We start from the raw sequence: 13,888 nt of genomic DNA, 5'->3' as shown, positions 1-13,888 counted from the left end.
TGCGCTTGCGCATCCACGGGGCTAACCCACCCTACAAACGACAACCAGAAAGCGGATTCCCTCATGCCCATCGTCAACCGCGTCGCCGCCCTCTCCGACGAAATGGCCGCCTGGCGCCATGACTTCCACGAGAACCCCGAGTTGCTCTACGAAGTCCACCGCACCGCCGGCATCGTCGCCGATCGCTTGCGCGAATTCGGCTGCGACGAGGTGGTGACGGGCATCGGCCGCACCGGCGTGGTCGGCGTGATCCGCGGCCGCAAGTCGGCCTCCGGCAAGACGATCGGCCTGCGCGCGGACATGGACGCGCTGCCGATCATGGAGACGTCGGGCGTGTCTTATGCCTCAAAGGTCCCCGGCAAGATGCACGCCTGCGGCCATGACGGCCACACCGCGATGCTGCTGGGCGCGGCCAAATATCTCGCTGAGACGCGCAATTTCGACGGCACGGCCGTGATGATCTTCCAGCCCGCCGAGGAAGGCGGCGGCGGCGGCAAGGCGATGGTCGAGGACGGACTGATGACGCGCTGGAACATCCAGGAGGTCTACGGCATGCACAACATGCCGAACCTGCCCGAGGGCCATTTCGCCACCACGCCGGGTGCGATGCTCGCCTCCTCCGACAACATCCAGATCACGGTCCGCGGCAAGGGTGGCCACGCCGGCGCCGGTCCGCACAAATCTGTCGACAGCGTGCTGATCGGCTCGCAAATCGTGAACGCGCTGCAATCGATCGTGGCGCGCAACGTCGATCCGCTGAAATCGGCGGTGATCTCGATCACACAATTCCACTCCGGCACCGCCTTCAACATCATCCCGGAGGTCGCCGAGCTCGCCGGCACCGTGCGCACGCTCGACCCCGAAGTGCGCGATCTCGTCGAACGCCGCATCGGCGAAGTCGCCGACAGCATCGCCCGCGCCTATGGTGGCTCGGCCGAAACGAAATACACGCGGATGTATCCGGTGACGATGAACCATGCCCGCGAGGCCGCACTCGCCGCCGACGTCGCGCGCGACATCGTCGGCACTGAGCGCGTCAACGACAAGTTCGTCCCGATGATGGGCGCCGAGGACTTTTCGTTCATGCTGGAAGCACGCCCCGGCGCGATGGTGCTGGTCGGCATGGGCGACGGCAACGAGTGTCACCACCCGGCTTACGTCTTCAACGACAACATTCTGGGTCACGGCGCCTCGTTCTGGGCGCGGCTGGTGGAAACACGAATGCCTGCGGGGTAGCAGGCGGGCAATCACCAGCTCAGTTGCAGACTTCGACCATGCTGGTGCCGCCGCCGGCCGTTTGGCCGGCAGTCCTATTGCCCCACGTCTCGAGCCGACAACCCTGCCGGACCGGCCGGCACCCTGCACTGTTGCAAAAGACCTGACCGGTCGCCTGCGGTTTTGACGGCGCGGACTCGCTTGCCTTCCGCTCATCGTCTCGCGGTCTGGAATTCTCGCGCGTCGCAACCGGCTTCTTCTCCTGCACCTTTTCGCATTCGTTATCGTCGTTGACACGATAACCGGCCCGGCAGGTGATCTTGACGCATTGGTCACCGTCGGCCTTGAATCCGAAATTGCACACCAGCGGACAAACCCGTCCCGGCTTGGCCTTCAAAGCATCGAGTGCGTCGACGCTGGCCAGCTTCACGTCGAACTTGGTGCCGGAATATTTGTTGAACAGCGTCAGCGAGCGCTGCGCGGCCGAGCTCCACTCGCTTTCCGCAGACGAGGTCAGGCAACCGACGCGGCGCAGTTCGCTTTGTACCGATTTGGAAAGCTCGGCCGCCGATAATGTGGATGTGGGTCCGGGCGAGAGCGCAGCCACTTTCTGGTTCTCGACTTCGGGCATCTGCCGATCGGCGGCCGGCTTGGCGGCCTGCTCCGCTTTCTCGGCGGCCTGCTTGGCCGCCAGCTCGGCCTTGGCCCTCTCTGCCGCCTGTTTCTCGGCCAGCGCTTTCGCGGCCGCCGCCTCGGCAGCTTTGCGCTGCTGCTCGGCCGCTTCCGCCCTGGCCTGTTCAATCTGCTTTTGCTTCTCCGCAGCGATTCGCGCCTCTTCAGCGGCCTTCGCAGCAGCAGCCGCCTTCTCCTGCTCGGCTTTCTGAGCTCGCTCGGCGATCAGCCTTGCCTTTTCCTGCTCGGCCGCCTTGGCCTTTTGCTCGGCAGCCAGACGCGTCTCTTCGGCACCGATCTTGTTCAACTGTCCCTTGGCGAGGCTGGCATAAAAGCCGTCCGGATAGGTCGCCAAAAAGGCTTCCCAGGCATCGCGCGTCGCAAGCTGGAGCGCGAGCTCGTAGTCCCTGCGAACCGCGTCCTGAGGGTTTGCCTGCGGACCGGTTGCGGCCGGCTTCATTACGAGCGGCACGTCGTCGCCGCCGAGCGAGCCATAGACATAGGGCTCTTGCTTGTAGCCGGTGGTCTTGAGCACGTCGTCGCGCACGAAGCCGAACGCCTTGCGCAGATCGAGGCCCGGCTTCGGCAGGTGCTCGACCAGCGCGGCAGCAAACGGACTGTTGCGAGAATCGCCGTCGGATGCAGTCGAGCCGGCCTTCGCGGCGAAGGCAATCATCGTGTTCGGGCTGGTTGGCTCGACCTTAGCGAGGCCGCGTCCGATCGCCCGCGAGGCCAGCGTGCGCTTCATCGTCTTCGCAAAGGGGTTGTCGCGGCAGGCATCGAGGATGATCAAGCGCAGCTGCTTGGCCGGCTCGACCGCGAACAATGCGCGCTCGACAGGAATGGTTTCGTCGAGAACGTCGCCATCCGTCTCCAGCGTCGCGTCGGTCGGAATGAGATAATTGTTGCCGTCGAGCTCGATGCCGTGGCCGGCATAGTAGATCACCGCCATGTCCGCATCGCGTGACCTGCCGGCGAACTCGCGCAACATGCGCCTCATCTCGCTCGCACTGAGATCCAGCCTGACGTCGACGGAATCGAAGCCCGCCTTCTTGAACATGCCGCCAATCAGCGTGGCATCGTTCGCGGGATTGGTGAGCTTGGGCGCGCTCTTGTAGGCGGAATTTCCGATGACGAGCGCAACCCGCCGATCGGCGTGTGCCGATCCGCAGGCCAGTAAGGTCGCAAAAATCAATAAACCAAATAGCCGAAACGGAATCACTGCAGCCCCCTCGGATGCAATTCCCTGAGACTATTCGGAGCGTCGATGAAAGCCAAATTTTTCTATGTGAGGCCCATCACATAAACTCCTCGATCGCGGCTTATAGCTAATGCAGTCAGCCCTCGCCCCGCAGGCGCGGACCTACGCCTGCACCACCTCGTGGCGCATCACGAAGGGTGCGAGCAGTGCGTGCACCTCCCCCTCCACCGCTTCGCGCTGCCCAGCCGGCAGGCCCGTCAGCGTCACGGTCGCGATCGAGCCGTGGCTGCCGTGCGGGCCGACCTTCACCTTGCAATCGATGCCGCGCTCGACCAGCGGCGCCAGCACCTTGGTGAACACGCGCGCGGCCGCGTCCCAGCGCAGCTGCGGCTTGAACACCTTACCGACGCCCGTCACCGGCATTGGATCGATCGGGATGACCTGCACCGGTACGGCGGCGCGCTCCGGCGTGCGCTCGCGCACCCAGGCCTCCAGCTCGCCCGGCTCGACCTTTGCGCCCGGCTTCAACTGCACGTAGCCCACCGGCAGTTCGCCGGCGTAAGCGTCGGGCTGGCCGACCACCGCGGCGAAGCCGACGGCGGGATGGCGGAACATGATCTCCTCGATCGGCGCCGGATCGATGTTGTGGCCGCCGCGGATCACGAGATCCTTGGCGCGGCCGGTGATCCACAGATAGCCGTCGGCATCGAGCCGCCCGAGATCGCCGGAATTGACCCAGACCCCGTCGATGAAGGCACCCTTGTTGTGCTCGTCGTTGAGATAGCCGCCGAACACGCCGGGCCCGGCCATGATGACGACACCAATCTCGTCCGGCTTGCAGTCGCGGATCAGGCGGCCGTCGGCGTCGAGCTGCACGATGCGCACGCGCGCATAGGGCATGGGAAGGCCAACCGAGCCGAGCCGGATCGGCCGGCCCGGATAAGCGAGCGTGTGCACGCTCGAGGTCTCGGTCATGCCGTAGACCTCGACCACCGGCAGCTTCAGCGTCTCCTGAATCGCCGAGCCGACCGCGACCGGAATCGCCGAGCCGCCGCCGGCCGCATATTTCAGGCTCGAGATATCCGCATTCCCCGGCGGCACCGCGAGCGTCGCGGCGAGCACGGTCGGCACGCTCGACAGCGCTTCGGGCTTGAAGCGCTCGACGAGCTGCCAGATGTTCTTCACCGCATTCGGGTTGCGCCAGCCGCTCGGCGACAGCACGACCAGCGAGCCCCCGCCCGACAGCGTCGTCAGCACCTGAGTCAGCGATCCACCGACGTGAAACAGCGGCATGCCGAACAGCAGGTTGGCGCCGGGCTTGCCCTTCAACAGCAGATTGAGTGCCCAGGCCTGATAGACCTGGTTGGCATGGGTATGCCGCACCAGCTTGGGCGTACCCGTGGTGCCGCCGGTGTGGAAATAGGCTGCGATGTCGCTGCCGCGAATCTTGCGCCCGCTGACCAGCCGATCCGACGGCTGCTGCTTGATCAGGTCGCTGAAGGCGAAGATGCCATTGGCCGGATCGCCGCCGCCGAACACCTGCACGATGGCTTTCAGATGCTTCAGATGCGGGCGGATCTGCTCGACCTTCTGCCAGATGTCGGTGCCCGGCATCGGCCCGAGCGCCACCAGGATCTTGGTGTTCGCAGCTTCCAGGATTTCGGCGAGCTGGTGCGGCTCGAGCAGCGGATTGACGGGATTGGCGATGCCGGCGGCCTCGGCGCCGAACAGAGTGACGAACGCATCCGGCACCAAGGGCAGCATGAAGCTGATGACGTCGCCCTTCTCGGCGCCGAGCGCGTGAAACATGTTGGCCGCCTGGGTGACGCGCGCGATGAAATCGCGGTGCGTGACGACCAGCGGCGCGTCGGCGGGATCGGCATTTTGCAGGAACTGGATCGCCGCCCCGTCGGGATTGCGCTCGGCACCAAGCCTGATGGCGTCATAGGTGCTCTCGGCCGCGACGCGGTCGGCGTAGGGGACCTGCTCGAACGCCCGGACCTCCTCGTCCGTCAACAGTTCCGGATAGTCGTTGCCGATCAACCGATCGAGCGCGTGGATGCCCGCCATGAATTCCGTCCTCCCTCAGATGCATGTCCCCGCCGCCGTATCTTTTGACAGTTTGGTTCGACGAGGTCTCGGCCGTGTTCGGCCGAGCCGGACCAGAATGATGGATGATTTGCCGTTCGTCCATTGCCTACCGGCTGCGCCACTTGAACCTCTGCGCCTGATCGAGGGACCAAGAACTGCCGCTGACTTCACTCGCCAGCGCCCTGCCGCAAGACAAGAGGTCATCATGACGACGCCCCTGCGGAACCGGATCGCACGGCTGGTCGCTGCGTTCACAATGGTATCCGCGATCGCCCTGCCCGGCGCCGCGCTTGCCGACAGCCAGCTCGACAAGGTGCGGGTCAAGGTTGCCGCCTTCATCGCCGACAAGATAGAGAAGCTGGGCGGATCGCGGATCGTCTACGGGGTCGACACCGATGCCTTGCGGGAGGCGGTCGTCACGGATTTGCGCGACGACGTTTACAAGATCCTGCGCGAGGGCCGCATCGCGTTCTCCGGACTTGCGATCCGCGACGGCGGCGTCGACGTGAAGATCGCTGACGGCAAAGGCCGCGAACAGCTCACGCGCAAGCTCGTCGCGGCGGCGGAGGGGTTGCCGACACACGCGCTCAACGTCACCGACGCCGGCGACGGGCTGCTCAGGCTCGCGCCGACCGATGCCGCATCCGCCGCGCGGCTGCGCGATCTCGTCGAAGATTCCATCGCCATGATCGAGCAGCGCCTCAAGGACGCCGGCGTCAAGCTCGCCAGCGTCCAGCCCGAGGGAATGGACCGTATCCGCATCTTGCTGCCCGGATTGATGGAGCCCGAGCAAATCACCGCGATCTTCGCCAGGAAGGTCAAGGTCGGCTTCCGCCTGATCGACCTCTCGATGTCCGCAGAGCAGGCGCAATCGGGCACACCGCCGGCGGGCACGGAAGTCCTGCTCGGCTTCAAGGACAAGCTTCCTTATCTCGTCGCCAAGGACAGCGCCCTCGAGGGCGGCGAGATCAGCTATGCCGGCCCGGGATTGACCGGCGACAGCAAGGAGCCGATCGCATCGTTCCGCTTCAACGGCCGCGGCACGCGGCGCTTCGCCCATATCACGGCAGAGAATGTCGGAAAGCCTTTTGCCATCGTGCTCGACGACAAGGTGATCTCCGCGCCCGTGATCCGCGAGCCCATCACCGGCGGCTCCGGCCAGATTTCCGGCAATTTCACCCTGGAAGAGGCCAACAGCGTCGCCATGCTGCTGCGCGCCGGCTCTCTGCCGGGGCGGCTCGGCCTCGTCGAGCAGCGGGTCGTGCAACCCGCCGCCAAGCCGTAAACGAAGGTCGCTTCGGGCCCGTCAGCGACGCTCAAGCCCGCACGGCTGGCCCGAATCACGGGCCTGCGCGGCCGGACGCGCAACCAACGGGCAATTGCCGAAACGCCCGATCAGGCTAAAATTTGCCCCTTGCGGCACGATGGCCGGAAGCGTCATTCAAGCGGTCGTCATTCGATTTCGGCTATACGGGTGCCGACCAGGACTGAATGCCTTACGTGGGGTTAGTACCATGCCGTCCGGCAGCGCAGACGTTTCGTCGATCCTCGACCGCATCCTCGAAGCGGCCACGGACAACCTCAGGATCGCGAAAATCCTGGTCCAGATGGGGCTCGATCCCGACAGCGTCACCTACGAGGCGATCTTCAACCGGCTCCTGGAGATCTTCGTCCACAACATCACGCTCGCCAATCTGTTCGCCGTGGTCGGGGCGGTCTTCTTCGTCGCCACCCTCTTGATGCGGACAATGGTGCCGCTGCGCGTCGCCAACATGATCGGCTGCGCGTTCTTCGCTCTCTTCGGCGCGCTCTCCGCCAACGTCGCGACGTTCCTGCTCTATCTCCTGATGCTTCCGATCAACGCGCTGCGCCTGCGGCAGATGCTGAAGCTGGTCAAGAAGGCGCGCCATGCGGCCGAAGGGGACATGTCGATCGAATGGCTCAAGCCATTCATGACCGAGCGCAGATACCGGCACGGCGACATCCTCTTCAAGATGCGTGACCCAGCCAACGAAATGTTCCTCACCGTCACCGGCAAGTTCCTGGTCAAGGAGATCAACGTCGAGATCGGGCCCGGGGCGCTGATGGGCGAGCTCGGCTTCCTCACGCCGGACAACCGGCGCACGGGGACGGTCGAATGCATCGAGGACGGCCAGGTGCTGACCATCACCTATGACCGGCTGCTCGAGATCTACTTCCAGGATCCGCAATTCGGCTATTACTTCCTGGTGCTGACCAGCCAGCGCCTGTTGCAGAACATCGATCGCCTGCAGAAGCAGCTGGCAACCGAGCGCGGGACCACCACCAACAGGATCGCGTGAGCGCCGCGCGGCCAATGTGACGCCGGGGATGTCGACGCAGCGCGTCCGTGACACGAGACGCCCCCCGGGTCTTTGCGGGATCGCCGCAAAATCGCCCTAAAAACCGAATGGTAACCATGCCGGGCTAGGGTGGCGACGTGACCAATTCTCCGACGATCCTGGTGTTCGATTCCGGCCTTGGCGGGCTCACGGTGCTCCGCGAGGTCGTGGCGGCGCGGCCCGACGCGCATTACGTCTACGTCGCCGACGACGCCTTCTTCCCCTATGGCCACCACAGCGAGGACGAGATCATCGCCCGCGTCGTGCCGCTGATGGGGGAGCTGATCGGCCGGCATAGTCCAGACCTCGTCGTCATCGCCTGCAACACGGCGTCCACCCTGGTCCTGTCTCACTTGCGCGCCGCCTATTCCGTAGCCTTCGTCGGCACGGTGCCGGCGATCAAGCCGGCCTGTGCGCAGTCCAGGACCCGCCGCGTTTCGGTGCTCGGCACCAAGGGCACGGTGAAGCGCGAGTACACCAAGGCGCTGATCCGCGATTTCGCACAAGGATGCGAGGTGACGCTGGTCGGCTCGCCCGAGCTCGCTTCGCTGGCCGAAGCCGCGCTCGGCGGTAGCCCGATCAGCGACGAAGCCATCCTCGCCGAGCTCGCTCCCTGCTTCGTCGGCGACGCCTCGGATGCGAGCGCGCGCACCGACACTGTGGTGCTCGCCTGCACGCACTACCCGCTTCTGCTCGACCGGATGAAGAAGCTCGCGCCCTGGCCGGTCGACTGGATCGATCCAGCGCCCGCGATCGCCCGCCGCGTCTCCGACCTGCTCGGCCCGCCGACCGGCGGCATCGCGCAGTCCGGCGCCGAGATGATTTTTACATCGAACCGCGTGCATGGTCTCAGCGCCACGCTGACGCCGTTCTTCGGCGGACGCGCGGTGGCCTGAGCTTGCGCACTGGCGGCGCGCTGCTAGGCTTTGCCGTCGCCATCGTCCCGCAGGATTTTCCATGTCGGTCCCCGCAAAGCCGCTGAACCGTCTCCGTCAGCTCTGGCGCGAGGGTCGCCCCGCCTTCGGTGCGATCGCGACCATCCCGAGCGTGCAGATGGTGCAGATCATGGCGCGCTCGCTCGATTGGATCATCGTCGATCTCGAGCACGGCCCGATCGGATTGACCGAAGCCCACGCGATGATCGCCGCGACCACGGGCACGCCGTGCACGCCTCTGGTGCGGATCGCCGCCAACGAGCCGTGGCTGGCGAAAGCGCCGATGGACATCGGTGCCTTCGGCATCAACTTCCCGATGATCACGAGCCGCGCGGATGCCGAGAAAGCGGTGCGCAGCGTGCGTTACCCGCCGCGCGGCGATCGGCTCTGGGGTCCCTTCCACGCGCCGTTCCGCTGGGGCCAGTCGATGCCTGATTACATGGCCTCTGCCGACGACGAGATGATCTGTATGATCACGATCGAGCACGTCGATGCGGTCGATCGCATCGACGAGATCATGGCAACGCCCGGTATCGACGTCGCGGTCATCGGTCCCGGCGATCTCGCCACCTCCATCAACAAGCGCGGCCAGATGGACGATCCGCAATTGCTGGACCTGATCGCGCGCGCCGAGGCGGGCATCCTCAAGAGCGGGGTGCCGATCGGCGGGGTGGCGCGCACCGCCGATCAGGCCAATGCGCTGATCGACCGCGGCTACCGCGCGATTGCGCTGGGCTTCGACTGGTCGCTGTTCCAGCGCGGCATCATGGCGGCCTACGAGGGGGTCAGGCGCTGATCGGGCCGATCGACGCATGACCGACCGACGCGACCAAGAGCGCCTGATCGAGATATAAATCATTGAAAATGGATGATTTTTTGGTCTAAAGGGGGGTCCATCTTTGGCGCTGCTCGGTGCGGCGAACCGACCGGCCCCAAGCGGGTTGGTTCGTGCTAGAGCGAGCAGGCGGGCCCCGCTCGTTGCACATATTTTGATCTTTTGATTTGGAACCGGAGGCCTATGCGCGGGACGCCCAAGACCATTTCGCTGCGTCGTCGTGTGATCTGCGACCTCATGCACGCCTCGAAGGGCGTACCTTTCGTTTCATTGGCCCGTTCGCTCAATATCCGCCCCCTGCTGGAGGCCCGCGCGGACGCGGCCGCGCCCGCCGGCTGGGCCGCGATGTTCGTCAAGGCTTTCGCCCTGGTTGCAAAGGACGAGCCGATCCTGCGCACCCTCTACGTCAAATGGCCCTGGCCGGCTCTGTATGAGCTTCCAAAGAGCGTGGCGACGGTCGCGATCGCGCGGGTCGAGGATGGCGAGGAATGCGTGCTGCTGCAGCGAATCGCGGGTCCCGAGGCTCTTTCGCTGGCAGAAGTCGATGCGGAAATCCGACGCGGCAAGACGGCCCCGATCGAGGATGTTCCGATGTACCGCAAGATCATGCGGGCGACCCGCCTGCCGTTGCCATTGCGGCGCCTGTCCTTGGCCATCGGTCTGAATTTCGGCCGTCAGCGCGGTAACTGGTTCGGCAGCTTTGCGGTAAGCTCGGTCGCCGCCTACGGCGGCGGCGAGCTCCACCCGATCACGCCGGGCCCCTTTGTCCTGAGCTATGGGCTGGTCGAGCCGGATCAGACCATCCATGTCGTGATCCGCTGGGACCACCGCGTCACCGACGCCGCCCCGATCGCGCGGGTCCTGACCCGGCTGGAACAGGTCCTCAACACTGAAATTGCTGCCGAATTGCGGGCGGCGGGGTCAAAGCCGGTCCGGGCGGTCAGGACGTGAGAATACCGTCGTCGCACGCCCCGGACTGACAAGCTAAAGAATTGACAGCCAACCCCAAACTCCCCTAAAAGCCGCCTGCTCGCGGGCGATTTCGGCCCGCGAAGCGTTTCGCGACCCGTGGTCCTCTCCCTTAAGCTTTGGGGATCGGACCTGTCGGTGCCGGGATCATCCCGTCACACAGGAGGGCGCGTTTCCTCAAACCATGACCTAAGAGGACGCGATGACTAAGCGCAGTGAGGCGAAGTACAAGATCGATCGCCGTATGGGCCAGAACATCTGGGGCCGCCCGAAGAGCCCCGTCAACCGCCGCGAATACGGCCCCGGCCAGCATGGCCAGCGCCGCAAGGGCAAGCTCTCCGACTTCGGCGTGCAGCTGCGCGCCAAGCAGAAGCTGAAGGGCTATTACGCCAACATCAGCGAGCGCCAGTTCCACGGCATCTATGTCGAGGCCAGCCGCCTCAAGGGTGACACCGGCGAGAACCTGATCGGCCTGCTGGAGCGTCGTCTCGACGCGGTCGTGTACCGCGCCAAGTTCGTCTCCACGATCTTCGCCGCACGCCAGTTCATCAACCACGGCCACATCAAGGTGAACGGCCGCAAGGTCAACATTTCGAGCTATCAGCTCAAGGTCGGCGACGTGGTCGAGGTCAAGGAAGCCTCCAAGCAGCTCGCCCACGTGCTCGAAGCCAGCCAGCTTCCCGAGCGCGAGGTCCCCGACTATCTCGAAGTCGACCACGGCAAGATGACCGCGAAGTACGCCCGCATCCCCGGCCTCTCCGACGTGCCGTTCCCGGTGCAGATGGAGCCGCATCTGGTCGTCGAATTCTATTCGCGCTGATAAGTTTCGGCAGATCGACATTCAAAAGGCTCCGGTTCTCCGGGGCCTTTTTGTTTGGTAGCATGTCATCGATGTCTCGCGCGGCCGACCAGTTCGCCAACACTCTGCCTTCTGCAACGCCGACTGAAGCGGCGCTTCGCGCGTGGGAGGCCCTCTCCCGCGCCGAGCAGATCTGCCGATATCAGGGGCTGTTCGCTCTGCCCGATTGCAATATCTTCACAGCAGACACGCCAGACGACATCCTCCTCGCCGCGCGACAGCGCGTCGCTCAACGTTCTCGTGGCTAGTACAGGTCATCGGGGCACGCACGCAATACGTCGCAATTGTTCGACTAGAGATGAGACACGCCATGCTCTACACCCCTCCCCCCGTCGATCCCAAGGCGCCGCCGGTGCGCATCAATCTGCTCTCGGACACGCAGACCAAGCCGACGGCAGGGATGCGGGAGGCGATGGCGCGGGCGGAAGTCGGCGACGAACAGGTCGGCGACGATCCGACCGTGAACGCGCTGTGCGAGCGCGTGGCCGATCTGCTCGGCAAGGAAGCTGCGGTCTACATGCCCTCGGGCACGATGTGCAACGTCACCGCCACGCTGGTGCATTGCCGCCCCGGCGACGAGATCCTCGCCCATGAGACCGCGCATATCATCGCGCGCGAAGGCGGCGCGCACGCCGCAATCGGCGGTTTCCAGGTCACCCAGCTCAAGGGCCCCGATGGCCAGTTCACGCCGGAGACTCTTCGCAAGGCGCTGCATCCGCGCACGCGGTACCAGCCGCCGCAGACCGTCGTCAGCGTCGAGCAGACCGCCAATATCGGCGGCGGCACGATCTGGAAGAAGGCGGTGCTCGACGAGATCGTCGCGATCGCCAGGCAGCACGACCTCGTCACCCATATGGACGGCGCGCGCCTGCTCAACGCCACGGTCGCGAGCGGCATCTCGCCACGCGACATGACCGCGGGCTGGGACTCGGCCTGGATCGACTTCTCCAAGGGCCTGGGCGCACCGATCGGCGGCGTGCTCGCAGGCTCGCGCGCCTTCATCGACGCGGTCTGGCAGTGGAAGCAGCGGCTCGGCGGCTCGATGCGGCAGGCCGGCATCTGCGCCGCAGCGTGCATCTATGCTCTCGACCACCACGTCGAGCGCCTGGCCGACGACCACGCCAATGCGCGCGCGCTCGCCCGCGGCCTGTCGCAGATCTCGGGCATGGAGGTGCAGGAGCCCGAGACCAATCTCGTGTTCTTCAAGCCCGACGGCGCCGGCATTCCCGGCGACAAGATGGTCTCGGCCCTCCGTCAGCGCGGCGTGACGCTCGCGATGATGGACGGCCGCATCCGCGCCTGCACCCATCTGGACGTCAATGCGAGCCAGATCGAGGAGACGATCGGGTACGTGCGCGAGATCGTGCGCGGGGCGTAAAGCTCAGCCCCGTAGCCCGGATGGAGCGCAGCGAAATCCGGGATCTATCCACGCGGTGAGGACGTCCCGGATTGCGCTTCGCTCCATCCGGCTACGCAAAGGGGGAGAGGTCTCACCGCCCCATCGCCTGATAGATCAGCGTCTTCAGCTCGAGCTGGATCCGGCCGCGCTGCGAGGGGGTCTGCACCATGAAGATTCCGAACAGGTCGTCTTCGGGATCGATGAAGAAGAAGGTGCCGCCAACGCCGTCCCAGCGATATTCGCCAAGCGGCCAGTTCGTGCCCGGCGGCACTGCGGTACGTACGGCGAAGCCGAGGCCGTAGCCGCTGGTCTCACCCGGATAGTAGTGCTTGTCGCGCTCGACGCGGGTTTCGGGACCGATATGATCCCTCGCCATCAAGGCGATGGTTTCCCGCTTCAGATAACGTCGACCTTCAAGCGTGCCGCCGTTGAGCAGCATTTGCGAGAAGCGGGCATAATCGCCGACCGTGCCGACGAGGCCGCCGCCGCCCGACTCCCATCGCAGCGGTTTCCTGATATCGCGAACCTGCGTGATCGGGCTGATCGCCCGATCCTGCGGCATCGGCTCGGCGATGCGCGGCCATTTGGCGGGATCGGCGACGTAGAACGCCGTGTCCTTCATCCCGAGTGGATCGAGCAGCCGCGTCTTCGCGAACTCGAGCAGCGATGTCCCCGAGATCACCTCGATGATGCGCCCGAGCACGTCGGTGGAGTGGCCGTAGTCCCAGATCGTGCCGGGCTGTTCGGCGAGCGGAAGCGTGGTGATCTTCGCGACGAATTCGGCATTGGTCGAATTCCTGTCGAACAGTCCGGCGTCGGCATATAGCTTGTTCACCAGGTCCCCGCCATAATAGCCGTAAGGGATCCCGGCGGTATGCCGCATCAAATCCTCGATCGTCACCGGACGTTTGAGCGGCTCCAGCTCCAGCGAGACCTTGTCGTCCTCGGCCTTCTTCTCGACGCCGACCTTCATGCCGGCAAAGGCCGGAATGTATTTCGAGACGGGATCGCTGATCGCAAGCTTACCCTCCTCGACCAGCATCATCGCCAGGACCGAGGTGATCGGCTTGGTCATCGAATAGAGGCGGAAGATCGTGTCCGCACTCATCGAAAGTTGGGTCGCGACGTCGCGGACGCCGAAATTCTCGGAGTAGACCGGCTTGCCGTGTTGCTGGAGCAGCAGTATCGCTCCCGGAAATTTGCCGGTCGCGATCTCATTCCTGATGTAGTCGGAGACTTTTGCCAGGCCTTCGGGCGTGAATCTGTGCGCGCGGCCCTCCGAGCCCGCCCGCGCACTTACGGCGCCGAACAAAAGAACGAGCGCCGCGAACAGCGCGCGGCGCCCGTTCATG

12 protein-coding genes are annotated in these 13,888 nt (G+C 65.0%); 9 read left to right on the top strand and 3 right to left on the bottom strand.

Features of this window, described 5'->3' with window-relative positions; all coding sequences use genetic code 11:
* The first annotated feature begins 63 nt into the window (after positions 1-63).
* Positions 64-1,236: a M20 aminoacylase family protein gene (locus XF30_RS15670; protein ID WP_036012899.1), complete on the top strand. Its 1,173-nt coding sequence runs from the start codon at positions 64-66 to the stop codon at positions 1,234-1,236.
* A 19-nt stretch (positions 1,237-1,255) separates the two neighbouring features.
* On the opposite strand, the gene XF30_RS15665 is transcribed toward XF30_RS15670, so the two are convergent.
* Together XF30_RS15665 and XF30_RS15660 are read right to left on the bottom strand one after the other, a co-directional pair.
* Positions 1,256-3,082, bottom strand: a complete 1,827-nt coding sequence (locus XF30_RS15665) for a caspase family protein (protein ID WP_225131932.1) — start codon at positions 3,080-3,082, stop codon at positions 1,256-1,258.
* A gap of 168 nt (positions 3,083-3,250) precedes the next feature.
* Positions 3,251-5,158 carry an acyl-CoA synthetase gene (locus XF30_RS15660; protein ID WP_109143239.1) on the bottom strand — a complete coding sequence of 636 codons (1,908 nt, stop codon included), beginning with the start codon at positions 5,156-5,158 and terminating at the stop codon, positions 3,251-3,253.
* Between the two features lie 226 nt (positions 5,159-5,384).
* On the opposite strand from XF30_RS15660, the gene XF30_RS15655 reads away from it, so the two are divergent.
* The 8 genes from XF30_RS15655 to XF30_RS15620 all read left to right on the top strand — a co-directional run bounded on the left by XF30_RS15655 (position 5,385) and on the right by XF30_RS15620 (position 12,515).
* Positions 5,385-6,464: a SecDF P1 head subdomain-containing protein gene (locus XF30_RS15655; protein ID WP_109143238.1), complete on the top strand. Its 1,080-nt coding sequence runs from the start codon at positions 5,385-5,387 to the stop codon at positions 6,462-6,464.
* Positions 6,465-6,693: 229 nt separating this feature from the next.
* Positions 6,694-7,500, top strand: a complete 807-nt coding sequence (locus tag XF30_RS15650; protein WP_192893158.1) for a Crp/Fnr family transcriptional regulator — start codon at positions 6,694-6,696, stop codon at positions 7,498-7,500.
* A 137-nt stretch (positions 7,501-7,637) separates the two neighbouring features.
* A complete protein-coding gene (murI, locus tag XF30_RS15645; RefSeq protein WP_036027824.1) occupies positions 7,638-8,435 on the top strand; it encodes a glutamate racemase in 798 nt (265 codons plus the stop codon).
* 61 nt (positions 8,436-8,496) lie between these two features.
* Positions 8,497-9,270, top strand: a complete 774-nt coding sequence (locus tag XF30_RS15640) for an HpcH/HpaI aldolase family protein (RefSeq protein ID WP_109143236.1) — start codon at positions 8,497-8,499, stop codon at positions 9,268-9,270.
* Between the two features lie 222 nt (positions 9,271-9,492).
* A complete protein-coding gene (locus tag XF30_RS15635; protein ID WP_036012914.1) occupies positions 9,493-10,260 on the top strand; it encodes an acyltransferase in 768 nt (255 codons plus the stop codon).
* A gap of 220 nt (positions 10,261-10,480) precedes the next feature.
* Positions 10,481-11,098, top strand: a complete 618-nt coding sequence (rpsD, locus tag XF30_RS15630) for a 30S ribosomal protein S4 (RefSeq protein ID WP_036012915.1) — start codon at positions 10,481-10,483, stop codon at positions 11,096-11,098.
* Between the two features lie 71 nt (positions 11,099-11,169).
* A complete protein-coding gene (locus XF30_RS15625; protein WP_225132719.1) occupies positions 11,170-11,385 on the top strand; it encodes a hypothetical protein in 216 nt (71 codons plus the stop codon).
* Between the two features lie 62 nt (positions 11,386-11,447).
* On the top strand, positions 11,448-12,515 hold the full coding sequence (locus tag XF30_RS15620; protein WP_036027826.1) for a threonine aldolase family protein: 1,068 nt from the start codon (positions 11,448-11,450) through the stop codon (positions 12,513-12,515).
* Between the two features lie 112 nt (positions 12,516-12,627).
* Here XF30_RS15620 and XF30_RS15615 read toward each other — a convergent pair whose 3' ends face one another.
* The gene (locus tag XF30_RS15615; RefSeq protein WP_192893157.1) at positions 12,628-13,887 is read right to left on the bottom strand and encodes a serine hydrolase domain-containing protein; all 1,260 of its coding nucleotides are present in this window, start codon (positions 13,885-13,887) and stop codon (positions 12,628-12,630) included.
* Between the last annotated feature and the right edge of the window lies 1 nt (position 13,888).

Origin of the sequence: Bradyrhizobium sp. SUTN9-2 (assembly GCF_003122645.1) — a bacterium.
Taxonomy (GTDB): domain Bacteria; phylum Pseudomonadota; class Alphaproteobacteria; order Rhizobiales; family Xanthobacteraceae; genus Bradyrhizobium; species Bradyrhizobium yuanmingense.
The sequence above is the reverse complement of the archived record's forward strand: the minus strand, read 5'-3'. Positions and strand labels throughout refer to the sequence as shown.

Excerpts from the sequence above, each read along its gene's own strand:
- XF30_RS15670 (WP_036012899.1), top strand. The coding sequence starts at position 64 with ATGCCCATCGTCAACCGCGTCGCCGCCCTCTCCGACGAAATGGCCGCC.
- XF30_RS15660 (WP_109143239.1), bottom strand. The coding sequence starts at position 5,158 with ATGGCGGGCATCCACGCGCTCGATCGGTTGATCGGCAACGACTATCCG.
- XF30_RS15655 (WP_109143238.1), top strand. The coding sequence starts at position 5,385 with ATGACGACGCCCCTGCGGAACCGGATCGCACGGCTGGTCGCTGCGTTC.
- XF30_RS15650 (WP_192893158.1), top strand. The coding sequence starts at position 6,694 with ATGCCGTCCGGCAGCGCAGACGTTTCGTCGATCCTCGACCGCATCCTC.
- XF30_RS15640 (WP_109143236.1), top strand. The coding sequence starts at position 8,497 with ATGTCGGTCCCCGCAAAGCCGCTGAACCGTCTCCGTCAGCTCTGGCGC.
- XF30_RS15635 (WP_036012914.1), top strand. The coding sequence starts at position 9,493 with ATGCGCGGGACGCCCAAGACCATTTCGCTGCGTCGTCGTGTGATCTGC.
- rpsD (WP_036012915.1), top strand. The coding sequence starts at position 10,481 with ATGACTAAGCGCAGTGAGGCGAAGTACAAGATCGATCGCCGTATGGGC.
- XF30_RS15625 (WP_225132719.1), top strand. The coding sequence starts at position 11,170 with ATGTCTCGCGCGGCCGACCAGTTCGCCAACACTCTGCCTTCTGCAACG.
- XF30_RS15620 (WP_036027826.1), top strand. The coding sequence starts at position 11,448 with ATGCTCTACACCCCTCCCCCCGTCGATCCCAAGGCGCCGCCGGTGCGC.
- XF30_RS15615 (WP_192893157.1), bottom strand. The coding sequence starts at position 13,887 with ATGAACGGGCGCCGCGCGCTGTTCGCGGCGCTCGTTCTTTTGTTCGGC.